The 20,880-nt window shown below is 63.7% G+C and carries 21 protein-coding genes; 13 read left to right on the top strand and 8 right to left on the bottom strand.

Annotated elements, in window-relative coordinates; all coding sequences use genetic code 11:
- Positions 1 to 5 precede the first annotated feature (5 nt).
- Positions 6 to 932: a PhzF family phenazine biosynthesis protein gene (locus ACWGXF_RS08185; protein ID WP_452101856.1), complete on the bottom strand. Its 927-nt coding sequence runs from the start codon at positions 930 to 932 to the stop codon at positions 6 to 8.
- A gap of 214 nt (positions 933 to 1,146) precedes the next feature.
- Positions 1,147 to 2,328: an aminotransferase-like domain-containing protein gene (locus ACWGXF_RS08180; protein ID WP_039050716.1), complete on the bottom strand. Its 1,182-nt coding sequence runs from the start codon at positions 2,326 to 2,328 to the stop codon at positions 1,147 to 1,149.
- 382 nt (positions 2,329 to 2,710) lie between these two features.
- On the opposite strand from ACWGXF_RS08180, the gene ACWGXF_RS08175 reads away from it, so the two are divergent.
- A complete protein-coding gene (locus ACWGXF_RS08175) occupies positions 2,711 to 4,183 on the top strand; it encodes an aminotransferase-like domain-containing protein (RefSeq protein ID WP_256629654.1) in 1,473 nt (490 codons plus the stop codon).
- Between the two features lie 295 nt (positions 4,184 to 4,478).
- Here the strand turns inward: ACWGXF_RS08175 and ACWGXF_RS08170 are convergent, their stop codons facing one another.
- Genes ACWGXF_RS08170 through ACWGXF_RS08160 form a run of 3 tightly spaced genes read right to left on the bottom strand, consistent with a single transcriptional unit; the run spans position 4,479 to position 6,720 of the window.
- Positions 4,479 to 5,306: a ChbG/HpnK family deacetylase gene (locus ACWGXF_RS08170; protein WP_256629655.1), complete on the bottom strand. Its 828-nt coding sequence runs from the start codon at positions 5,304 to 5,306 to the stop codon at positions 4,479 to 4,481.
- Positions 5,303 to 5,719 carry a GtrA family protein gene (locus tag ACWGXF_RS08165; protein WP_012836845.1) on the bottom strand — a complete coding sequence of 139 codons (417 nt, stop codon included), beginning with the start codon at positions 5,717 to 5,719 and terminating at the stop codon, positions 5,303 to 5,305. The genes ACWGXF_RS08170 and ACWGXF_RS08165 overlap by 4 nt, the downstream gene beginning before the upstream one ends.
- Complete coding sequence (locus ACWGXF_RS08160) at positions 5,716 to 6,720, bottom strand: glycosyltransferase family 2 protein (protein WP_452101831.1); 1,005 nt, start codon at positions 6,718 to 6,720, stop codon at positions 5,716 to 5,718. Before ACWGXF_RS08160 ends, ACWGXF_RS08165 begins: the two co-directional genes overlap by 4 nt.
- Before the next feature lie 134 nt (positions 6,721 to 6,854).
- On the opposite strand from ACWGXF_RS08160, the gene ACWGXF_RS08155 reads away from it, so the two are divergent.
- Positions 6,855 to 8,336, top strand: coding sequence for a glycosyltransferase family 39 protein (locus ACWGXF_RS08155; RefSeq protein WP_039050755.1), 1,482 nt, complete (start codon positions 6,855 to 6,857; stop codon positions 8,334 to 8,336).
- 73 nt (positions 8,337 to 8,409) lie between these two features.
- Here ACWGXF_RS08155 and ACWGXF_RS08150 read toward each other — a convergent pair whose 3' ends face one another.
- The 3 genes from ACWGXF_RS08150 to flgA form a co-directional block, all read right to left on the bottom strand.
- On the bottom strand, positions 8,410 to 8,772 hold the full coding sequence (locus ACWGXF_RS08150; protein WP_003065537.1) for a hypothetical protein: 363 nt from the start codon (positions 8,770 to 8,772) through the stop codon (positions 8,410 to 8,412).
- 38 nt (positions 8,773 to 8,810) lie between these two features.
- Entirely contained in the window at positions 8,811 to 9,125 is a 315-nt protein-coding gene (flgM, locus tag ACWGXF_RS08145) for a flagellar biosynthesis anti-sigma factor FlgM (RefSeq protein WP_003065535.1), read from the bottom strand.
- 117 nt (positions 9,126 to 9,242) lie between these two features.
- Complete coding sequence (gene flgA / locus ACWGXF_RS08140; RefSeq protein WP_256629656.1) at positions 9,243 to 10,001, bottom strand: flagellar basal body P-ring formation chaperone FlgA; 759 nt, start codon at positions 9,999 to 10,001, stop codon at positions 9,243 to 9,245.
- A 203-nt stretch (positions 10,002 to 10,204) separates the two neighbouring features.
- Between flgA and flgB the strand changes: the two genes are divergently transcribed.
- The 11 genes from flgB to flgL all read left to right on the top strand — a co-directional run bounded on the left by flgB (position 10,205) and on the right by flgL (position 20,865).
- Entirely contained in the window at positions 10,205 to 10,618 is a 414-nt protein-coding gene (flgB, locus tag ACWGXF_RS08135) for a flagellar basal body rod protein FlgB (protein ID WP_003065531.1), read from the top strand.
- Between the two features lie 16 nt (positions 10,619 to 10,634).
- Positions 10,635 to 11,039: a flagellar basal body rod protein FlgC gene (flgC, locus tag ACWGXF_RS08130; RefSeq protein ID WP_003059205.1), complete on the top strand. Its 405-nt coding sequence runs from the start codon at positions 10,635 to 10,637 to the stop codon at positions 11,037 to 11,039.
- Between the two features lie 16 nt (positions 11,040 to 11,055).
- Positions 11,056 to 11,718 carry a flagellar hook assembly protein FlgD gene (locus tag ACWGXF_RS08125; RefSeq protein ID WP_034353098.1) on the top strand — a complete coding sequence of 221 codons (663 nt, stop codon included), beginning with the start codon at positions 11,056 to 11,058 and terminating at the stop codon, positions 11,716 to 11,718.
- A gap of 14 nt (positions 11,719 to 11,732) precedes the next feature.
- The gene (gene flgE, locus ACWGXF_RS08120) at positions 11,733 to 13,001 is read left to right on the top strand and encodes a flagellar hook protein FlgE (protein ID WP_012836849.1); all 1,269 of its coding nucleotides are present in this window, start codon (positions 11,733 to 11,735) and stop codon (positions 12,999 to 13,001) included.
- Positions 13,002 to 13,070: 69 nt separating this feature from the next.
- Positions 13,071 to 13,811, top strand: coding sequence for a flagellar basal body rod protein FlgF (locus ACWGXF_RS08115; RefSeq protein WP_003077982.1), 741 nt, complete (start codon positions 13,071 to 13,073; stop codon positions 13,809 to 13,811).
- A gap of 18 nt (positions 13,812 to 13,829) precedes the next feature.
- Entirely contained in the window at positions 13,830 to 14,612 is a 783-nt protein-coding gene (gene flgG, locus ACWGXF_RS08110; RefSeq protein ID WP_003065524.1) for a flagellar basal-body rod protein FlgG, read from the top strand.
- A 170-nt stretch (positions 14,613 to 14,782) separates the two neighbouring features.
- Complete coding sequence (locus tag ACWGXF_RS08105) at positions 14,783 to 15,490, top strand: flagellar basal body L-ring protein FlgH (RefSeq protein WP_256629657.1); 708 nt, start codon at positions 14,783 to 14,785, stop codon at positions 15,488 to 15,490.
- A 20-nt stretch (positions 15,491 to 15,510) separates the two neighbouring features.
- Positions 15,511 to 16,659 (top strand): flagellar basal body P-ring protein FlgI, encoded by a 1,149-nt coding sequence (locus tag ACWGXF_RS08100; protein WP_003065520.1) that lies wholly within the window; start codon positions 15,511 to 15,513, stop codon positions 16,657 to 16,659.
- Positions 16,656 to 17,684 carry a flagellar assembly peptidoglycan hydrolase FlgJ gene (gene flgJ, locus ACWGXF_RS08095; RefSeq protein ID WP_012836851.1) on the top strand — a complete coding sequence of 343 codons (1,029 nt, stop codon included), beginning with the start codon at positions 16,656 to 16,658 and terminating at the stop codon, positions 17,682 to 17,684. The genes ACWGXF_RS08100 and flgJ overlap by 4 nt, the downstream gene beginning before the upstream one ends.
- Positions 17,681 to 19,627 carry a flagellar hook-associated protein FlgK gene (gene flgK, locus ACWGXF_RS08090; RefSeq protein ID WP_452101830.1) on the top strand — a complete coding sequence of 649 codons (1,947 nt, stop codon included), beginning with the start codon at positions 17,681 to 17,683 and terminating at the stop codon, positions 19,625 to 19,627. The genes flgJ and flgK overlap by 4 nt, the downstream gene beginning before the upstream one ends.
- Positions 19,628 to 19,650: 23 nt before the next feature.
- Positions 19,651 to 20,865: a flagellar hook-associated protein FlgL gene (flgL, locus tag ACWGXF_RS08085; protein ID WP_256629659.1), complete on the top strand. Its 1,215-nt coding sequence runs from the start codon at positions 19,651 to 19,653 to the stop codon at positions 20,863 to 20,865.
- Positions 20,866 to 20,880 lie beyond the last annotated feature (15 nt).

The raw sequence follows: 20,880 nt of genomic DNA, 5'->3' as shown, positions 1-20,880 counted from the left end.
GAGGTCTAAAGCAGGACGCGGCCTGATGTGACGGTCACGGTATGGCCGCCCACCCAGAGCTTGCCGTTGGCGGCGGTCTGGACATGAACCTGTCCGTCACGGCCCACGCATACGCCTTGTGCGGCGATATAGGGCGTCTGCAGCAGACCCTCGCCGGTCAGCCATTGGGCCAGTGCAGCATTCAGGCTGCCGGTGACAGGGTCTTCGCTGGCGGTCTCGCCTATCAGAGCGCGCACTTCAAGGCGTGGCTGGGCTAGGGTCACTTTTTCTTGAGCTGCTTCTTCCGCCTGCTTGGCAAAAGCGCGGGCCTCGCGGCTGGAGCGGCCAATCAGCGGGGCATCCTCTTCCACCTCATAAATGGCCGCCAGACCTGCTTTGGCCCCCAGCTTTTTGAGTGCTCCAAAGTCTGGCTCCACACTCAGAACCGTATCGGGGTGGTCGAGCAGCATTCCCAGCCAGGGCGAGCCGTTGTAGAGGCTACGCGCCATCAGCAATTGTTCCCGCTGCAGGCCCAGGGCCTGCAGCACGGGTGCCAGCTCCTCTTCGGAAATCTCCTGGGAGTCGAGTGAGGGTGCTTCGAAAAAAAGAGCGCCTTGTGCATTGCAGCCAATGGCTACCAGGCCTTTTTGGCACTCCTGCAGTACCTGCTCGGGGTTGCGCGGCTGGCCGCCCTGGGCCAGCCAGGCATGGCAGCTGCCCAGCGTGGGGTGGCCGGCAAAAGCCAGCTCGCCCGCGGGCGTGAAGATGCGCAGCCGGTAGTCGGCGCCCGCAGCCAGCCCCTCGGGCGTGGGCTGCAGCACAAAAGTGGTTTCCGACAGATTGGTCCAGCGCGCGAAGGCCTGCATCTGGGCCTCGCTCAAGCCGTCGGCACCCAGTGCCACGGCCACGGGGTTGCCGAGCAGCGCGGTGGTCGTGAATACGTCCACGGTCATATAGGGACGAGAGAGAGGGCTGGTATGTGCGGAGGCAGACATGGGCAGCGATTGTCGGCAAAAAGAAAAACCGGCGCTGCACGGAGGTTCGTGGCAGGCCGGTTGATGGGGCATTGCACATGCCATGGGGTGTTAGAGACGCCGAGCAAGAGCCGCCTTGCGGCGATGGCGTCGTTCCCCTCCCGACGAGAGAGGGGGAAGGCGCGTCAGCGCCTCAGGGGGTGTTGCTGCGGATGGCGTCAGCCAGAGCAGCAATGCCAATATTGATCTGCTCGGCAGACACTGTCACGTACGACAGGCGCAGCGTGTTGTTCTGCGCATCGCCGGCGTAGAAGGGGGCGCCGGGCACAAAAGCCATATTGCGCTCCACGGCCTTGGCCAGCAGGGCCTGGGCGTCCATGCCCGCAGGCAGCTTGACCCAGAGGAACATGCCGCCCACGGGGCGTGTCCACTTCACGTCGAGGCCGGCCATCTCGCGCTCCAGAGCCATCAGCATCACATCGCGCTGAGCCTTGTACATGGCTCGGATGGTGGGCACATGGCGGTCCAGGAAGCCGTCCTTGATGACTTCGGCCACTACGCGCTGATTGAAGCTGGGGGTGTGCAGGTCGGCGGCCTGCTTGGCCTGGGTCAGCTTGCCGTAGACGGACTTGGGCGCGACGATGAAGCCGATGCGCAGGCCCGGGGCAAGCACCTTGGAGAACGAGCCCATGTAGATCACGCCCTCGGGGTTGCGTGCAGCCAGGGGCAGGGGAGGCTCCTGTTCGTACCAGAGGTCGCCGTAGGGGTTGTCCTCGATCAGGGGAATGTCCAGCTCCCTGGCCTTGTCGACCAGAGCCTGGCGGCGCGCATCGCTCATGGTGCGGCCGGTGGGGTTCTGGAAATTGGGCAGCACATAGGCCAGACGGGCCTTGTCGGCGCCGCTGCCGATCTGCTTGGCGAAATCGTCGATCAGCATGCCTTCGTCATCGCTGTCCACGCCCACGGCCACGGGCTCCATGGGGGTGAAGGCCTGCAGGGCGCCCAGGTAGGTGGGCTTTTCGACCAGCAGACGGCTGCCCTTGTCCAGGAACACCTTGCCGATCAGGTCCAGCGCCTGCTGGCTGCCGGTGGTGATCAGGATCTGCTCGGGATCGACGTTCCAGGGCAGGAAGTCGGCAATCGCCTGGCGCAGCGGGGCAAAGCCCTCGGTGGTCGAGTACTGCAGGGCCGCGGCGCCGTCACGCTGCATCACGGTCTGGCAGGCTTCGGTGAACGCGTCCAGGGGGAAGGCCTTGGGGGAAGGCAGGCCGCCAGCCATGCTGATGATGCCGGGGCGGTCGGTCAGCTTGAGGATCTCGCGGATGGCGGAGGAATTCATCTTGGCAGCACGTTCTGCCAGCGTCCATGTTGTCATAAAACAGTACTCGATCTCTACGTTGCCAGCCCGGGCAGGGCTGGCCGGTGTGCATTCTCACGCCGTTGTCCGGCATGTGCCGGCCTGAGCTTGGGGCTCGGGATGCAATCGCTGCGGCGCACAAAGCGCTGCAACCATGCACCAGCAGGTGGGCTTATTGTGTCGCGGCCGGTTTGCCTGTGTGGGCTGGCGGGCAATTGCGACTGTTTGGTCTGCAGTCGGTGAGACTGCAGACCGTGACCATAGCCCTGTGTGGAGGGCGGCCAAGAGAGGTTGATGGACTCAATATACGCTTGAGACCATTACAGTACCTATACAGACAGTCTCACAATCATGGCTTCTGTATCGGTATTCGCTTCAATACAGTTCGCTGCACATCACCATGTCCATCTCCCTGTCCCGCCAGGCGGCCCTGACCCTGACCCAGCAGCTGGCCGAGCGTCTGGCCGAGCGCATACGCACAAGGCTGCTGCCCGCAGGCGCGCGCCTGCCTTCGGTGCGTGAATGCGCGCGCCAGCAAGGCGTGAGCCCCTACACGGTGGTGGCTGCCTACGACCTGCTGCAGGCCCAGGGGCTGGTCGAGGCCAGGCCGCAGCGCGGCTTTTATGTGCGCGATATTGTGCAAAATCCGCTTCAAATGCCGGAGGGTAAAGCGCAGATAGCTATCAATGCGGGAGCGGTCAATACCCCGGTAGGCATCCCGCCTGGCACGCGCATCAACGCCACCATGCTGATTCGCGGCATGTTTGTGGAGAGTGTGGCCGGCAAGCCCCAGCCCGGTGCCGGCGTGCTACCTGCCGAATGGCTGGATGCCGGCTTTCTGGTGGCCGCCATGCGCAAGGTCACCAGCGGGCAGGCGCTGCGCGAATCGCTGGTGCGCTATGGCGAGCCCATGGGCGACAGCCGGCTGCGCGAGGCGCTGGCGCGGCGCCTGCAGCGCATAGGCATTGCGGTGGGGACTGGCCAGATCATCACCACCCTGGGGGCGACCCAGGCGCTGGACATCGTGAGCCGAGCCTTGCTGCAGCCCGGCGATCCGGTGATGGTGGAAGAGCCGGGCTGGGCCGTGGAATATGCGCGCCTGGCCGCCATGGGCATGCGCGTGCTGCCCGTGCCGCGCGGGCCCGAGGGGCCGGACATGGCGGTGATGCAGCGCTATTGCGAGACCATGGCCCCCAAGCTCTATGTGAGTGTCAGTGTGCTGCACAACCCCACGGGCTACAGCCTGAGCGCGGCCAGCGCCCATGAGGTGCTGCAGATGGCGCAGCGATACGGCTTCTATGTGGTGGAGGACGATAGCTACTGCCATATCGCTGCCGATCACGCTCCGCGCGTGACGGTGCTGGACCGCTTGCAGCGCAGCATCTACATCAGCGGCTTTGCCAAGGTGCTGGTGCCCAACTGGCGCCTGGGCTATCTGGCCGCGCCGCCCGATCTGGTCGAGAGACTGCTGGACACCAAGCTGCTGTCCACCCTGTCCACGCCGACCCCCATGGAGCAGGCCCTGGCCCTGTGCATGGAGCAAGGCCAGTTGCGCCGCCATGCCGAGCGGCTGCGCCAGCATCTGGCCCAGGCGCGCACGCGCAGCGTGGCGCTGGCCCAGGCCGCTGGCTGCCTGTTTGTGGCCGAGCCTGCTGGCATGTTCGGCTGGGTGGATACCGGCGTGGATACCGAGGTGCTGACCCAGTTGCTGCTGGATCAGGGCTACATGATTGCCCCAGGTGCCATGTTCCATGCCAGCCGGGGCTCCAGCACCTGCATGCGCATCAACTTCGCGACCACACAGGATGCCGCCTTCTGGCGTGTCTTCGAGCGCGTGGTGGCCCAGATGCGGGCCCAGGCACAGAAGTTGTAGAACGTGTTGACGATCTCCTCGCGCCGCGACAGAGGGCTTTGCGGGATGGGATGCAAGGGGGCGGCCCCCCGCGCGCGATACCGCAGCAATAGCCCTGCTATTGCGAGGATTCGCGCGGCCGGCGAGGCAACGCCGCAGACCGCCCGCAAACCCTCTGTCCCGCAGGGTTGGGGCGAAATCGGGCGATTTCTGCGCGCTGACTCTTGCTTGCACCCCGGTGCAAGCGGCGAGCCAACGCTTTGAACTCATCCCGATTGCGCTCCAACGCGACTGCGTAGAGATCGTCAACACGTTCTTAACCCAGCTGGACGGGACCCTGATGAATATGGCAGCCGGTGCGCTGCAGCAGCTCGCCAAAGGCATCGGACATCAGATACTCGAATTCCACGGGGCGCTGCCTGCCTATGGCATCGCCCTCCACCACGCCGCTGGCCGGGTGGCACATCAGCAGGCCGCCGGCTGCCATATGCGGCAGCCAGCTGGCCATCTGCCGGCCGTAGCTGGCCGTGTCGGGCGCATCAAAGCCGTAGACGCCGCCAAAACCATGGTTCATGGGAATGTCTGCATGGCGTAGTTGCCGAGTGGTGGTCCAGCCGCCGAGCAAGGCGATGATGGCAGCCTTGGGGCTGCGCCACAGACCCGAGGCCGGTGCCGTGGAGCGCACCCAGGGCATCTCGTGCGCGGCGTAGCGGCTCTGGAGCTCCTGCTGCATGGCGGCCCGCAGACCCGGTAACTGATGCACATGCTGGTGGCCGTCTATGAAGTCCGGGGCCGTGCCCATGACCTGCTCGAAAGCATCGAGCTGTTCGCGCCAGGCCTGGCGCATCAGACCCTGCGGCATCTGCCGTGCATAGGCCTGGCGTAGCACCGTGCCCAGCGCCTGGGCGTCATGCTGTCCGCCATGGTCTTCGGTCAGGTTGAAATGCAGCCCCACCGAAAGCCGGGGGCGCAAGTCCCGTAATGCCGGCGCGGCTTGCGGCCACAGAGGCGAAGTGGTCATGCAACTGGTGGCCGAGAGACGGTCGGCTGCAGTCAGCTGCTGCACGGCCTCATCCACCAGCGGATGCAGGGCGTAATCATCGGCGCACAGCAGGATGGCGCGTGAGGTATTCATGTGATTCATGCGGCGCTGCGTGCCTTGAAGGCCCAGAACTTGCTCATGACAAAAGTGCCTATGGCCACCAGCACCAGCACCGCGGCCAGACTCCAGAAGTAATGCCAGTGCAGCCAGTTCAGGGCGATGTAGTACAGCGCCTCATTGGCGACAAACGAAAGACAGGCCACGGCAAAGAATTTCGCCACCACCGGCCAGCCCCTGGCCTGCGCTGCTGAAAAGGTGAGCAGCGCATGACCGTTGTAGCTGACCACAAAGGCCACGAGAAACGCCAGCACGTTGGCCCAGAGCGGCGGCATGCCGGAGAATGAGACCAGCAGGCCGACCACCGCCAGATGTGTGGCTGCTGCCGAGCCGCCCACCAGTACGAATTGCAATAGCTGCGGCAGGCGGCGCAGTCTTTGCAGCGCGTCCGCGATCACGATGGCTCGCGCAGCGGGCTGCGGTCCTCGTCATGCGCCACCAGGTAGATGGGGCGGCGCTTGACCTCTTCGTAGATGCGGCCGATGTACTCGCCCAGAATGCCTATGGACAGCAGCTGTACGCCCGAGAACAGCATGATGCTGGCGGCCAGCGTGGGCCAGCCGCGCAAAGGGTTGCCAAAGAACAGGGCTTCTGCCGCAATCCACAGGCCGTAGGCCAGAGCCAGCAGCGAAATGCCCGCCCCCACCATGCTCCAGACGCGCAGCGGCAGGGTGGTGAACGAGGTCAGGCCCAGGAGGGCCAGGGACCCCAGGCGGCGCAGATTGAAGCTGGAGCTGCCGGCGACCCGGTCCTTGGGAACAAAGGGCAGGGCGGCGGTCTTGAAGCCGACCCAGGCATACAAGCCCTTCATGAAGCGGTTGTTTTCGGGCAAGGCCTTGAGGGCATCGACGACCTTGTGGTCCATCCAGCGGAAGTCGCCCGCGTTGGGCGGCATCTTGACCGCGCTGCCCGAGTTCATCACGCGGTAGAACAGATCGGTACCCACGCGCTTGGCACCGCTTTCTGCGCCGCGGTCGGCGATCACGCCATAGATCATCTCGTAGCCCGATTGCCACAGCCCATGCATTTCGGCCAGCATCTCGAGCGGATGCTGGAAATCGGCGTCGATGAGCAGCACGGCATTGCCGCGGGCGTGGTCTATGCCGGCAGACAGTGCGGCTTCCTTGCCGAAGTTGCGCGACAGGGCCAGATAGCGCAGCGGCAGCTCCTGGGCGAGGCGCAGGCTCAGCTCATGCGTGCCGTCACGGCTGCCGTCGTTGACCACCACGATCTCGAAATCGGGCGTCAAGGCACGAACCGTCTGGGCCAGTGCACGCAGAAAGCCTTCGATATTGGCCTGTTCGTTATAGGCCGGCACCACGCAGCTCAGCCTCAGCGGCTGGCGCGGCAATTGTGCTGGCGGGGCTGCAGGTGCATATTCGGCGTGAAGATCGGTCATGGGGCAGGATTTTCGCGCAAGTCTGTAACTGCTTGCTGGAGCCGGTCACGGTTTGTGTCGCCTCAAAAGGGCCGTCGCTATACTCACGCCCCTGGGCAATGCTGCCCCTACTCCTTTCTTTTCCTGATCGTCTGATGACCGCTGTCCCACGCGAATCTCTTGTTCTTGGCGGCCGTGCCGTTGCCGCCTTGCTCGCTGTATACGGCGTGATCTGGCTGGCCATTCACTGGGTGACGGCCCTGGCTGCGCCCGGGGACAACGTGGAGCAGCTGATCTGGATTCACTCCCTGGAGCTGGGCTATTTCAAGCATCCGCCGATGCCGACCTGGATCATGGCCGCTTCCGCGGCTGTCTTTGGTCCGTCCATAGGGCTGACCTATGTGCTGGGCGGCGTGCTCACACTGGGCTCATTGGCGATTTTCTGGAAGCTGCTGTGCGATATGCGCGGCCGGGCCTATGCGACTGTGGGCCTGCTGGCGGCGCTGAGCATCACCTTCTATTGCGGGCGGCTCTACTACTACAACCACAACGTCGTGATGATGCTGTGGATCTCGCTGGCCGTGGCGCTGAGCTGGCATGTCACGCAAAAGCCGTCCCTGGCTGGCTGGGCCTTGCTGGGCCTGGTCTCGGGCCTGGGCATGCTCAGCAAATACCAGTATGTGCTGGCGCTGGGCGTGATCGGCCTGTGGTGGCTGCGCATTGGCGCCTGGAAGAACCCCGTGCATGTCAAAGGGGCTGCGCTGGCGACCGTGATCGGCCTGCTGGTGCTGTCTCCCCATCTGTACTGGCTGAGCACCCATGACTGGATGCCCATGCATTACGCCGAGCGCACTTCGCTGGGGCTGCACCTGGATACGGCCGCCCGTATCAATATGTCCTGGAAGTTCGCAGTGGACTGGATCTTCAACCGCTGCATGCCGGCCTGGATCGTGCTCGGGGTGGCGCTCTGGTGGGGGCGCCGCAGGGCGGGCAAAACTGGAGCGCAGACCGCGCCGGCAAAGGTTGCGCCGGTCGCCGCAGACAGGATGCTGAGGGAGTTCTGGCTGCTCTGGGGCCTGGTGCCGCTGCTGGCCATGCTGGCGCTATGCCTGTTCACGGGCTCCTATCTGCACCTGCAATGGGGTACGGCCTTCATGTTCCTGTGCGTGCCGGCCGTCATGGAGTGGGCGCGCTCGCCACGGAGCTGGGGTGCAGCCGGGGACATGCGTGCCGCCTGGCTGACCTTTGGGGTTCTGCAGGCGCTGCTGTTGCTGCAGTTCTGGCTTGCTTCGCCCATGGGGCTTTCGGGCTACAAGAGCACCCATCAGAACCATATCCCCGTGGACCGGATCGTGGAAGGTCTGGCGCCGGCGGCGCATCAGGCACTGGGCGGCCCTGTGGACATCATCATCGGCCCGCAGGCGCTGGCCGGGCGCATTGCCATGGAGTTGCCCGAGCGTCCACGCGTCTATGTGGAGCGCAATCTGCAATACAGCCCCTGGATTCGCGAGGATGAGCTGCCGAATGCTCGCATCATCGAGGTGATGGTGGCACCGGACCCCTTGCCCCCGGGTCTGACGCGTGCCTATGGTGTCTGGGCCTGGCGGCCCGTGAAGATCGCCCAGGGCGAGCATTGAGGGCCGCCCCCCACAAAGGCAAAGGCGGGCATCGAGCCCGCCTTTTTGATGGGAATGGCCGACGTGGCCTGACTCAGCTGGCTGCGTGATAGATGCGTGCGCGGCCGGTCTGCGATGCGCCGCGCAGACTGCTTTCATAGGTGCTGTCTTCGGCAGCAGGCACCAGGGCCTTGGTGCGACGCTGGTTGAGCACGGAAAGCCGTGCCAGTTGGTCACGGACCAGGGAAATTTCGCGGTCCAGGTTCTGTGCACGCTCGCGCAGTGCAGGCGTCCAGTCGTCTGCCGAGAAGCGTTTGACGAGCTGTGAGAACGCCACCATGGCGTCACGCAGGCGGGTGCTGGACTGTTCCAGCGCGGATGCGTCCGGTGACTGCAGCGATGCCGAAACGGTCTGAATCACCGCATCCAGCGAATCGAGCATTTCTTGCAAGGTCATCGGGTCAGCCTCTGTTCGGGAGTTCAGGCGCGGGCGCTTCAGCCGCGAGCGTGAACCAGGAATTCTTCGGTATTGGCCAGCAGCTTGTCTGCCACGGCCTCGGCGTTGACGCGGAAGCTGCCATTGGCAATGGCTTCGCGCATGGCCTTGACGCGATCGGCATCAAAGTCGGTATTGGTGCGGCTTTGGCTGTCCAGGGCGCGGGCCGAGGACGAAAAGGACACGGGCACGCCGGCGGCGCGCTCGGACAAGCCTTTGGTCGATTCTTCGGTGGCAACCGTGGTGGCGGATTTCGGGGCCTGCTTGGCGGCTGCAGCGGTCTGCTGCAGGTCCGGCTTATTGCCTATCTTCATGCTGGTTCTCCAATCGCCCTGTATCGGCGTAGGGCGCTGTAGCCTTGCTTTCGACAAGGGCGCGTAAAACTTGAGGAATATTTGGCATGGTCTTTAAAGTGAGTATGCACTCTCTTGTTATTGAACCAGAACCACGCCACTGGCATTGACCGTTCCTGTGACAAGGCGGCCATTATCCATGCGAACCCGTACCTGTTGCCCTTCTCCGGCTGCAGCCATCGCCTTGCCCGAGCCGGCAACGCTGAAACCGCCACCGTTGACCATCACCTGCACGGGCGATCCCGCCGTGAACAGGGCCGGCGGACGTACCATGTTCTGGCGCAGAGCCTGCCCCGACGTCAGCGGTCGCGCCGCGACCATGCCGATGAAATCCTGTGCATTGGCGAAGACGGGGGCGCTGTCCTCGGCCCAGTCCACTTCAGCGGGGGCTGCGTCCTCGGCGCTCAGCGTCTTGCCGGCCGGAATATTGCCCTGGGCCACCCAGGCCGGGCCATAGGCCCGCACGGTGATGGGCAGGAACACGTTCCAGGGCACGCTGCCCTGCACGCAGCGCAGGCCCAGCCGGGTGCGACCCCAGAGGCGACTGCCCGCAGGCAGATAGGGCTCGACCTTGGCGCAGGCTGCCAGGCGCAGGCGCGAGTCCAGCTGGCCCATCTGCACCTCCATGCGCAAAGCCATGCCATTGCCGGCCTGCACGGTCTCTGCCAATGGCTGGTGCAGAGCCGCATCGACAAAGCGCTGTCCGATCTGGCTGAGCTGCGCCGCGCCGTCCTGGGCCTGTGCGCCAGCCGTCAGCAGCAGCGCAGCGAGACCCCATGCTGCAGCCAGGCCTCGAGAGGGGCGAAGGCACAGAAACAGGGAAAAGCGGCCAGACATGCATCAATCCTTTGAAGCATCCGCAGTCACGAGGCTGCAGACGATGCTGGCAAATATAGGCGTGACATGGCTTGCGCAATGGCTTGAAGAGCCAGCGCAATACCGCTTTCTTCGCGCTTTAGTTTGCGCTGCCGATTTTCATAATCCTCGCATGCCGCAGTCCGTGGGCTCCGGCATCCCCGAATTCTGAAAGCGAGGCCGCAATGCTGAACAAAATGACTGAACGACTGGACTTCCAAAGCGAGGCGCTGCTCTTGCGCGCCGAGCGCCAGCGTGCCATTGCCAGCAATATTGCCAATGCCGACACCCCCGGCTATGTGGCGCGCGACTTCAACTTCCGTGAAGCCTTGATGGCCGCGACCAGCGGGCCCAAGCCCCTGACCCAGGCCAGCGTCACGACGGCAGGCCATATCCCGCTGCAGGCGCAGATGTCGGACGAGGCGCTCAAGGCCAAGCTCGGCTATTCGGTCAATTCCCAGCCCAGCCTGGACAACAACACCGTGGATCTGGATCGCGAGCGCGCCAATTTCGTCGACAACTCCGTGCGCTACGAAGCCACGCTGCGCTTCATCAACGGCCAGGCCAAGACCATGCTCAGCGCCATTCAAGGCCAGTAAGCCCAGGAGCTAAACCATGTCCATGTTTTCCATCTTCAATATCTCGGGCAGCGCGGTCAGCGCCCAGTCCCAGCGCCTGAACGTGGTGGCCTCCAATCTGGCCAACGTCGATGCCGTGGCCGGCCCCGACGGCAGCGTCTACAAGGCGCGCCAGGTCGTTTTTCAGACCGTGCCCATGGGCAACGACGGCAGCGCGGGCGTCAAGGTCAATGCCATCAGCGAGGACAACACGCCCGGCCGCCGCATCCACGACCCCAGCAATCCGCTGGCCGATGGCGAGGGCTATGTCACCCATTCCAACGTGAGCGCCGTGGACGAGATGGTGAACATGATCTCGGCGTCACGCTCCTATCAGAACAACGTGGAAGTCATGAACACGGCCAAGACGCTGCTGCTCAAGACTCTGCAAATGGGCCAGTAAGCCCGGGAACACACACATGATCTACGGCGCAAGCAGCGTGGACGGCACCACGACCAACACCACCAGCAATACCAAGAACTCGGTGACCAACCCCAACGAGGCGCAGGACCGTTTCCTCAAGCTGCTGGTGGCCCAGCTCAACAACCAGGACCCCATGAATCCCATGGACAACGCGGAAATGACCTCGCAGATGGCGCAGATCAACACCGTGACCGGTATTCAGCAGTTGAACCAGACCATGGCCTCCATGTCCAGCCAGTTCACGGCCATGCAGGTGCTGCAGGGCACTTCCATGATCGGTCGTACGGTGCTGACCGAGGGCAACACCCTGGGCGTGGCGGCCGATGGCACGCATACCGCTGCCTTCGACCTGGAAAACCAGGCGGCCAGCGTCAAGATCCAGATCACCACGGCCAGCGGCGAGCTGGTGGACACCATCGACCTGGGGGCCGGCGCTGCCGGGCGGAACTACTTCACCTGGGATGGCAAGGACAAATACAGCGGCGATGCCTCGCAATTGCGCTACAGCGTGGTCGCCACCAATGGCACGACCGCCGTGGCATCCACACCGCTGGCGCCGCATGCCGTGATTGCCACCAGCTCGGCCAATGGCTCTTTGTCGCTGGAGCTCGATAACGGCGACAGCGTGGCTTATTCCGGCGTCAAGGCCGTTTACTGATTGAGGAACACATCATGGGTTTTCAACAAGGTCTCTCCGGCTTGAACGCCGCCAGCAAGAATCTGGACGTCATCGGCCACAACATCGCCAACTCCAACACCACGGGCTTCAAGGCCTCGCGCGCTGACTTTGCCGAGATGGTCGCCAGCGCCATCGGCTCGGCCAGCGGCCAGAGCAGCGGCATCGGCGTCAACGTGGCCTCCGTGTCCCAGCAGTTCAGGCAGGGCTCCATCACTTCGACGGGCAACAACCTGGACATCGCCATCAACGGCAACGGCTTTTTCGTCGTCAAGCAAAGCGACGGCAGCATCGCCTACACGCGCGCCGGCAACTTCGGCCTGGACAAGGAGGGCAACCTCAAGACCGTGGACAACGACAATGTCATGGGCTATGTGGTGGACCCTTCGACCGGCAAGATCCAGTCGGGTGCCACGCCTGTGCCGATGAGCTTCCCCACAGGACAGCCGATTCCCGCCAAGCAGACATCCAAGGTGAATGTGGAGCTGAATCTGGATGCACGCGCCACGGCGGCCGCCGGCGACGCGACAGCCACGCCTCCTGTCGCTGCCACGCCTCGTGCCACCTATGGCACCTCGCTGAATGTGTATGACACCCAGGGCACGGCGATCCCGGTCAATCTGTATTTCGAGAAAGACGCCACAGGCAACACCTGGAATGTCTTCAACTCGCTCGATGCCACGGCCACGCCCATCGGCAAGGCCGTGTTCGACGCGAGCGGCAAGCTCACCAGCGTCACCCCCAATGCACCGACCACAGGTTCGGGTACCACGCTGAATCTGAGCGTCAGCGGCGGCACGGCCAATCCCAACGGCCTGCAGCCCTTCAATGTCGCGTTCGATTTCGGTGGTCTGACCCAGTTCGGCACCAAGTTTGCCGTCAGCAGCCTCAAGCAGGACGGCTATACCTCGGGCGCACTGACCGGTATCAATGTGGGCCGCGACGGCTCCATCGTGGCCTCCTACTCCAACGGCGTCACGCGCACCGAAGGCCAGATCGCTCTGGCGGCCTTCACCAATACCCAGGGTCTGGGCTCCATCGGCAACAACAAATGGGTTGCCACCTCCGACTCCGGCCCTGCGCTCAATGGTTCGGCCCAGACCGGCACCTTCGGCTCGCTGCAGTCGGGCGCGCTGGAAGAATCCAACGTGGACCTGACGGCCGAGCTGGTCAACATGATGACGGCGCAGCGCTCCTATCAAGCCAACGCCCAGACCATCAAGACGCAGGATCAGGTGTTCTCCACACTCGTGAACTTGCGATAACAGATAAGTCCCTGAGGCGCTTTGCGCCGGGGCTGCAAAGGCGATTGATTTGACGGAAGGAAGGTCAGCATGGACAAAATTATTTATACGTCGATGACTGGGGCCAATGCGGCAGCCCAGCGTCAGGCCGTGCTGGCTCACAACCTGGCCAATGCGGGCACCAACGGCTTCAGGGCCGAGATGTCCACCTTCCGTTCGGTACCGCTGCAGGGTTCGGGGGCCGGCACGCGCGTGTTTGCGCTGGAGGCCACCTCCGGCTATCAGGACACTCCCGGTCCGGCCCAGCGCACCGGCCGTGCGCTGGACGCCATGGCCATGGGCCGCGCCTGGTTTGCCGTGCAGGGCCTGGATGGCCAGGAAGCCTATACGCGCAACGGCGTGTTCGAGATATCGCCCGAAGGGCAACTGGTCAACAGCAATGGCCAGGCCGTGCTCTCCGACGGCGGCGCGCCCATCGACATCCCGCCCGAGTCCACGATCTCCCTGGGTTCGGACGGCACGCTGACCGCCAAGATGGGCAACCAGCTACCCGTGGCCGTGGGGCGCGTCAAGCTGGTCACGCCGCCCGTCGATGAGCCGCTGGTGCGCGGCGATGACGGCTTTTTCCGCGCGGCGCAGGGCGATGCGCTGCCCAACGATGAAACAGCGCGCCTGTTGTCGGGCTCGATCGAGGGATCGAACGTCAACTCCGTCGAAACCATGGTCGGCATGATCGCGGCCTCGCGCCAGTTCGAGCAGCAGATGAAGCTGCTGCAGACCGCTGAAACCAACGATAAATCCGCCAGCCAGCTGCTGAGCTTGAACGGCTGATAGCCAAAGGAATACGTCATGATCAATTCGCTGTTCATTGCCAAGACCGGCATGGAAGCCCAGCAGACGCAGCTGGACGTGATTTCGCACAATCTGGCCAACGTCTCCACCACCGGCTACAAGCGCGCGAATGCGGTCTTCGAGGATCTGATCTATCAGAATCTGCGCCAGTCGGGTTCGCAGACCACCGAGCAGAATCAGCTGCCGACCGGCCTGCACCTGGGCCTGGGCGTGCGCACCGTGGCCACCAGCCGCAACTTTCTGCAGGGCAGCCTGCAGCAATCGAGCAATGCGCTGGATGTGGCCATCAACGGCAACGGCTTCTTCGAAGTCAATATGCCCGACGGCACGATTGCCTATACCCGCGACGGTTCGTTCGAGGTCGATGCCCAGGGCCAGCTGGTGACCTCCAGCGGCCTGCCCGTGGCCAACGGCATCACCATCCCGCAGGGTGCGACCAAGGTGTCGATCAGCCATGACGGCGTGGTCAGCGTCACCATGCCCGGCCAGGCGGCGCCGCAGCAGGTGGGCAATATCGCGATGAGCCAGTTCATCAATGCCGCAGGCCTGGAGCCCCGCGGCCAGAACCTCTACGTCGAGACCGCTTCGTCGGGCCAGCCCCAGCAGGGCACGCCTGGCACCAACGGTCTGGGCACGATTCAGCAGGGCTATCTGGAAGCCTCGAACGTGAATGTGGTCCAGGAGCTGGTGACCATGATTCAGACGCAGCGCGCCTACGAAATGAATTCCAAGGCGATCCAGACCTCCGACCAGATGCTGGCCAAGCTGGCACAGCTCTGATTGATCACCATGTATTGAGGAGCAGCTTGCGCTTGATGACTATGGTTTTCAGATCAATTCATTGCTGAATTCCATTAGGAGAAAGCGCTGAAAGCTCTGATTTCAATAGCGTGCCTCGCGCACGCAAGGGCACAAGGGGCGAAGCGCCTGACTGCCAAGGACTTGCCGCCATGTTCAAAGCCATTGTTTCCCATTGCCCGCCGCTCTGCGCCCTCGCCGGGGCCCTGCTGGTGTCGGGCTGCGTCACGCTCAATCCGCCGCCGCCCGTGGACATGCCATCCACCGCACCTCCCGTGCTGCAGCCGCGCGAGCAGACGGCCCAGAATCCCACCGGCAGCCTGTTCAACGCCAGCCGCTACCGTCCCATGTTCGAGGATCAGCGCGCCCGCATGGTGGGCGATTTAGTGACCGTGAATATTGTGGAGCGAGTCTCTGCAGGACAGAGTACGGACTCCAAGGTGGGGCGCTCCAATGACATGAGCACGGGCATCACCAGTTTTCCTCTGATCAAGGGGAGTGCTGGAAAGGCCCTCTCAGATGCGCTGAGCATGGGAGTCGATAGCAAGAACGACTTCAAGGGCTCCGGTGCGACGAGTAGCAGCAACTATTTCACTGGCTCCATTGCCACCACCGTGATCGACGTGCTGCCCAACGGGCATCTGGTGATTGCCGGCGAGAAGCAGATCGGCGTGAACCATAACGTCGATGTGCTGCGTTTCACGGGCACGGTGGACCCGCGCTCGCTGCGTCCGGGCAGCACCGTGGCATCGACCCAGGTGGCCAATCTGCGCGTCGAGTCGCGCAGCCGTGGCCAGGCAGGTGAAGCCCAGTCAATTGGCTGGTTGTCCCGGTTCTTTTTGAACGTTATGCCGTTCTGATTCTTCCGAGAATGGGTAGTATGAAAGTACTGTCCACGCTCCTGTCACTGCGCCCTGCGCACACCGCCTTGCTGGTGGTCGCAGCCCTTGGCGCCAGCGGGCTCACCCTGCCTGCGCATGCCACACGCATCAAGGAGGTTGCCGCCATCCAGGGCGTGCGCAGCAACCAGTTGACAGGCTATGGTCTGGTGGTCGGCCTCGACGGCACGGGCGACCAAACCACGCAGATGCCCTACACCAAGCAGGCACTGGCCAATTACCTGGAGCAGATGGGCATCGCCCTGCCGGCCACGGGCAATGCGGCCCAGCTGCAGCTCAAGAACGTGGCGGCGGTGATCATCACGGCCGAGCTGCCGGCCTTTGCACAGCCCGGCCAGGCCATAGACATCAATGTCTCCTCCATGGGCAATGCCAAGTCGCTCAAGGGTGGCACGCTGGTGGCGACACCGCTGCGCGGCGCGGACGGCGAGATCTATGCCCTGGCCCAGGGCAATGTGGTGGTCGGCGGTGCCGGGGCTGCGGCCGGCGGCTCCAAGGTGCAGGTCAATCACCTGAACGCGGGCCGCGTGCCACAGGGCGCTCAGGTTGAGCGTGCAGTGCCCACTCCCGTCAACCAGGGCAACACGATCACGCTGGGCCTGAATCAGACCGACTTCCAGACCGCCGACAAGATGGTGCGCGCCATCAACCAGCGCATGGGTGCGGGTACGGCCATGGCATTGGACGGCCGCACGGTGCAGGTCAATGCACCCATCGATCCGGGCTCGCGCGTGCGCATGATCGCCGAGATTCAGGAGATGCCCATCGAGACCTCCAAGCCGGCGGCCAAGGTGGTCATCAATGCACGCACCGGCTCCATCGTGCTCAATCAGGCGGTGACCCTGGGCCCCTGCGCGATTGCGCACGGCAATCTGTCCATCACCATCAGCACCACGCCGGTCATCAGCCAGCCTGCACCATTCTCGCAGGGGCAGACCGTGGTGGCGCAGAAGTCCGACATCCAGGTCAAACAGGAGCCCGGCAAGGTCATCAACATGCCCAATTCGCCCCAGCTCACCGATGTGGTGCGGGCGCTGAATTCACTGGGCGCCACGCCCCAGGATCTGCTGGCCATCCTGCAGGCCATCAAGGCCGCGGGCGCCATGGACGCCGAGCTGGAGGTGATATGAGCACGTCATTGCCCCATTCTTCATCCCTGGCGGCCAGCAATGCGCTGGCTGTCGATGCACGTTCGCTCAATGCGCTCAAGACGGCTGCCGGCGAGAACAGCCCGCAGGCTGCGCGCGAGACGGCCAAGCAGCTCGAGTCGCTGTTCATGCGCGAGATGATCAAGAGCATGCGCGAGGCGACCATGAAGTCCGGCCTGCTCGACAGCGCGCAGGGCAATCTCAGCACCGATCTGCTGGATCAGCAGCTCTCGGTAGCCATGGCGGGCCAGCCTGGCGGTCTCACCGATGCCATCAGCAAGCAGCTGGCGCGCAGCATGGGGGTCGACGCCGCCGAGGACGCAGAAATTGCCGTGCCTTCCACCCTGAGCCTGAGCCGCAATGCATGGCGCAATGTGGGCAGCAACGGCGCCTGGAGCGGCAGCCGCAGCCAGGCTGCGCAATCGATCAATGCCTATGCACCGGCTCCCAAGGGGCGCGACAACTTCGTGACGGCGCACACCGGCGCGGCCCAGCGCGTGGCTAGCGAGAGCGGCATCCCGGCCCACTACATGATCGGCCAGGCCGGACACGAGACGGGCTGGGGCAGGAGCGAGATCCGCAACAAGGACGGCAGCAACTCGTTCAACCTGTTCGGCATCAAGGCTGGCGGCAGCTGGACGGGCAAGGTCGCCGAAGTCACGACCACCGAATACATCAATGGCGCGCCCAAGAAGGTGACGGCCAAATTCCGCGCCTATGACTCCTACGAGGAGTCCTTCCGCGACTACGCACGTCTGATCGGCAGCAATCCGCGCTACGAAAAAGCCATGGCCCAGACCGGCTCTGCCCAGGCCTATGCCAGCGAGCTGCAAAAGGCCGGCTACGCCACCGATCCGGCCTATGCGCAAAAGCTCAGCCGCGCCATCCAGAGCGTGGCCCAGGTCAGCGTCGCCAACGCCGGCAACAACAGCGCCAATGTCGCAAGCCGTCTGGGCGTCAGCGCCCGTGCCGCCCAGATCAACAAGATCACCGAGAACCAGTCATGAGTCTTCTGAACGTGGGCGCGCGCGCCCTGATGGCCAACCAGATCGCCCTGCAAACCACGGGGCACAACATCGCCAACGTCAACACCGCCGGCTATTCGCGCCAGAGCGTGGCCTTCCAGACCTCGGCGGGCCAGAACATCGGCAATGGCTATATCGGCAATGGCGCCGATGTGGCGACCATCTTGCGCAACTTCAGCGAGCTGCTCAACCGTCAGGCCACGGCGGCCACCGCCGCCAGTGCCGCAGACTCCGCGCGCTCGAACTCGCTCAACCAGCTGCAGGAAGTGTTCTCCGGCGGAACCAACGGCCTGGGCGCGGCCATCAACGACATGATGAATGCGTTTGCCGATGTGAGCAGCGCACCTACCGACTCTTCGGCACGCCAGGTGGTGCTGACGCGCATGAGCGAACTGGCTGCGCGCTTTCGCTCGGCTTCGGCCCAGCTCGACGAGATGGACTACAGCACGCGCCAGCAGATGAGCAATGACGTGAATGTGGTCAACAGTCTGTCCCAACAGGTGGCGGCGCTCAACGGCCAGATCAGCAGCGCCATTGCCACGGGCCACATGCCCAATGACCTGCTCGATCAGCGCGACCAACTGGTGCGTGACATCAACAAATACGTGCAGACCTCGCAGGTCGACGCCGGCGATGGCTCCATCAGCCTGTTCGTGGGCGGCAGCCAGCCGCTGGTGCTGGGGCAGAGCGCGGCCAAGCTCAGCCTGCAGGAGTCCACGCAGTACCCCGGCAGCGGCAAGATGAGCCTGTATTTCCAGCAGCAGGGCGGGCAGCCCGTGGAGCTGACTCCGGCCATGGCCGGTGGCGGCGAGATTGCCGGTCTGCTGCAGTTCCAGAACAACGACCTGAGCGAGGGGCGCAACCTGCTGGGGCGCATGGTGATCTCGATCGGCGATACGCTCAATACACAGAACCAGCTGGGCCTGACCTTGTCGGGTCAGAAAGGCGGGGCGCTGTTCAATATTCCGATGACGACCACGGGTTCCACCACGGGTGCTCAATGGGTACAGCCCGATACGCCCACGGTCACGGTCAAGGACTCGAGCGCGCTCAAGGCTTCGGATTACAAGATCGTTTTCGGCAACGATGCGCCCAAGGGCAAGGTGGTGCGCCTGTCGGATGGCCAGACCACGGCCTTCAACGATCTGACGGACCTGCGCGGCATGACGATCGACGGTCTGCAGTTCGATCTCAAGAACGATGGCCAGGCCGGCCAGTCCGTGCTGTTCAGTCCTGTGGCATCGGCGGCGCACGATATTCAGACCATGGTGCATTCCGGCAATGATCTGGCGGTGGCCAATCCGGTGTCGGCCAAGATCAACTCGCTGGGCGATGCGGCCGTCCGCATGTCCAGCCTGAAGGTGGAAAAAGGCTTCGATGCCTCTACCTTTCCTGCGGGCACCACCTTGTCTTTCGCTCCCGATGGGGCGGGCGGCATGACCTATACCATCACGCCTGCCCCCAGCGGCGTGGCTGCGACAGGCGCTTATATCTCAGGGCAGGCCATCGAGCTGGCTCCGGGGCTCAAGGTGACGCTCACCGGCACGCCTGCGGTGGATGGTGCCACCAGCGATACCGTGAGCTTCGGCTCCAACAGTTTCTACAGCTCGGATACGGGCAATGCCAGCTCTTTCCTGTCGTTGCGCGACGCCGTGATCTTCGATGGCGCGACCACGCTCAGCGACGGTTTTTCCACCGCCATGGCGCAGATCGGCACGCGCACGCAAAGCGCGGCCTACGCAGCCAAGCTGTCCGACTCGATTGCCAAGAATCTGGAGGGCGATCGCACCGCAGTGTCCGGCGTCAATCTGGACGAAGAAGCCGCCAAGCTGCTGCAGTACCAGCAGTCCTACCAGGCCTCGGCCAAGATGCTGCAGGTGGCTCAGGGCATTTTTGACAGCGTGATCCAGGCCGTTGGCCGTTAACCCCCTACAGCCGGAGAACAGGCATGAGCATCAACCGCATTGGCACGGCCAATATGTATGACAGCACCATCAACAACCTGGGCTCGCGTCAGAGCAGTCTGGTGGACCTGATGGAGAAGACCACGGCGGGCAAGCGCGTGCTGCGCGCCAGCGACGATCCCGTGGCGGCGGCCCAGGCCGAGCGCGCACGCACCCGCATCACCCGTTCCGAAAATGACCAGCGCGTGCTCGGTGCCCAGCGCGATGTGATTGCCCAGGGCGAGTCCGAGCTGGGCAAGGCTCATGGTGCTTTGCAGGATTTTCGTGATCTGGTGGTGCAGGCCGGCAACGGTTCGTATGACCAGGTGGCGCGCGATGCGCTGGTCCAGCAGATGCAAAGCCTGCGCGATCAGATTCTCGGCTATGCCAATGCCAAGGACTCCAATGGCTTGCCGATTTTCCGCGGGCTGGGCAGTCCCGATACGCCGCTGCAAAGCACGCCTCCGGGCTCGAGCAGCCAGCTCAACCCCGGCCAGAGCACCGGCAGCGATAACGGCTTGCCCATCTCGCTGGATGGTCATGCGGCCTGGTTGAACGTGCCCACCGGCAACGGGGTGTTTGTGGTGAATGGCGCTGCCTCCAATTCCGGCAAGGCTTGGGCGGATTTGGGCTCGGTCACCGACCCGAGCCAGGTCACCGGCGATAGCTATACCCTGGTGTTCACCAAGGATCCAAGCAGTGGCGAGATCAGCTACGAGATCAACTCCAGCTCTGCCACGGCGACCAATCCCGTGGTTACAGCCACACCTTACAAGGAAGGGCAGGCGATTACCGTCGGCGGCCAGCAGATCAGCGTCAAGGGTACTCCGGCCGACGGCGACAGCTTCACCATGTCTCCAAGCACACGCACCGATATTTTCAGCGTGCTCGATCAGGCCATTGCTACGGTCAAGGGGGGCACGACGGGATCGACTGCATTGCAGCAGGGTCTGGGGCGCGCCTTGAGCGAGCTGGATTCGGGCATGAACCGGGTGCAGGCCATGCGCAGCTATGCCGGCGACCAGCTCAACCGAGCAGACCGCCTGGAGTCCGACATGAAGGATCAGGCGCTGACGCAGGAGGGCGCCCGTTCGCGTGCCGAAGATATCGATATGATCACGGCGCTGTCGCAAGTGGATACGCAGAAGGTGGGCTTGCAGGCCGCCCTGCAGTCCTATGCACAGATGCAGAAGCTTTCGCTGTTCAACTACATCGGCTGATTCCAGCGGGCTCTG

This window comes from Comamonas sp. HJ-2 (genome assembly GCF_053615495.1).
This window is presented reverse-complemented; position numbering and strand designations above follow the sequence as displayed.

Excerpts from the sequence above, each read along its gene's own strand:
- ACWGXF_RS08185 (WP_452101856.1), bottom strand. The coding sequence starts at position 932 with ATGACCGTGGACGTATTCACGACCACCGCGCTGCTCGGCAACCCCGTG.
- ACWGXF_RS08180 (WP_039050716.1), bottom strand. The coding sequence starts at position 2,328 with ATGACAACATGGACGCTGGCAGAACGTGCTGCCAAGATGAATTCCTCC.
- ACWGXF_RS08175 (WP_256629654.1), top strand. The coding sequence starts at position 2,711 with ATGTCCATCTCCCTGTCCCGCCAGGCGGCCCTGACCCTGACCCAGCAG.
- ACWGXF_RS08170 (WP_256629655.1), bottom strand. The coding sequence starts at position 5,306 with ATGAATCACATGAATACCTCACGCGCCATCCTGCTGTGCGCCGATGAT.
- ACWGXF_RS08160 (WP_452101831.1), bottom strand. The coding sequence starts at position 6,720 with ATGACCGATCTTCACGCCGAATATGCACCTGCAGCCCCGCCAGCACAA.
- ACWGXF_RS08155 (WP_039050755.1), top strand. The coding sequence starts at position 6,855 with ATGACCGCTGTCCCACGCGAATCTCTTGTTCTTGGCGGCCGTGCCGTT.
- ACWGXF_RS08150 (WP_003065537.1), bottom strand. The coding sequence starts at position 8,772 with ATGACCTTGCAAGAAATGCTCGATTCGCTGGATGCGGTGATTCAGACC.
- flgM (WP_003065535.1), bottom strand. The coding sequence starts at position 9,125 with ATGAAGATAGGCAATAAGCCGGACCTGCAGCAGACCGCTGCAGCCGCC.
- flgA (WP_256629656.1), bottom strand. The coding sequence starts at position 10,001 with ATGTCTGGCCGCTTTTCCCTGTTTCTGTGCCTTCGCCCCTCTCGAGGC.
- flgB (WP_003065531.1), top strand. The coding sequence starts at position 10,205 with ATGCTGAACAAAATGACTGAACGACTGGACTTCCAAAGCGAGGCGCTG.
- flgC (WP_003059205.1), top strand. The coding sequence starts at position 10,635 with ATGTCCATGTTTTCCATCTTCAATATCTCGGGCAGCGCGGTCAGCGCC.
- ACWGXF_RS08125 (WP_034353098.1), top strand. The coding sequence starts at position 11,056 with ATGATCTACGGCGCAAGCAGCGTGGACGGCACCACGACCAACACCACC.
- flgE (WP_012836849.1), top strand. The coding sequence starts at position 11,733 with ATGGGTTTTCAACAAGGTCTCTCCGGCTTGAACGCCGCCAGCAAGAAT.
- ACWGXF_RS08115 (WP_003077982.1), top strand. The coding sequence starts at position 13,071 with ATGGACAAAATTATTTATACGTCGATGACTGGGGCCAATGCGGCAGCC.
- flgG (WP_003065524.1), top strand. The coding sequence starts at position 13,830 with ATGATCAATTCGCTGTTCATTGCCAAGACCGGCATGGAAGCCCAGCAG.
- ACWGXF_RS08105 (WP_256629657.1), top strand. The coding sequence starts at position 14,783 with ATGTTCAAAGCCATTGTTTCCCATTGCCCGCCGCTCTGCGCCCTCGCC.
- ACWGXF_RS08100 (WP_003065520.1), top strand. The coding sequence starts at position 15,511 with ATGAAAGTACTGTCCACGCTCCTGTCACTGCGCCCTGCGCACACCGCC.
- flgJ (WP_012836851.1), top strand. The coding sequence starts at position 16,656 with ATGAGCACGTCATTGCCCCATTCTTCATCCCTGGCGGCCAGCAATGCG.
- flgK (WP_452101830.1), top strand. The coding sequence starts at position 17,681 with ATGAGTCTTCTGAACGTGGGCGCGCGCGCCCTGATGGCCAACCAGATC.
- flgL (WP_256629659.1), top strand. The coding sequence starts at position 19,651 with ATGAGCATCAACCGCATTGGCACGGCCAATATGTATGACAGCACCATC.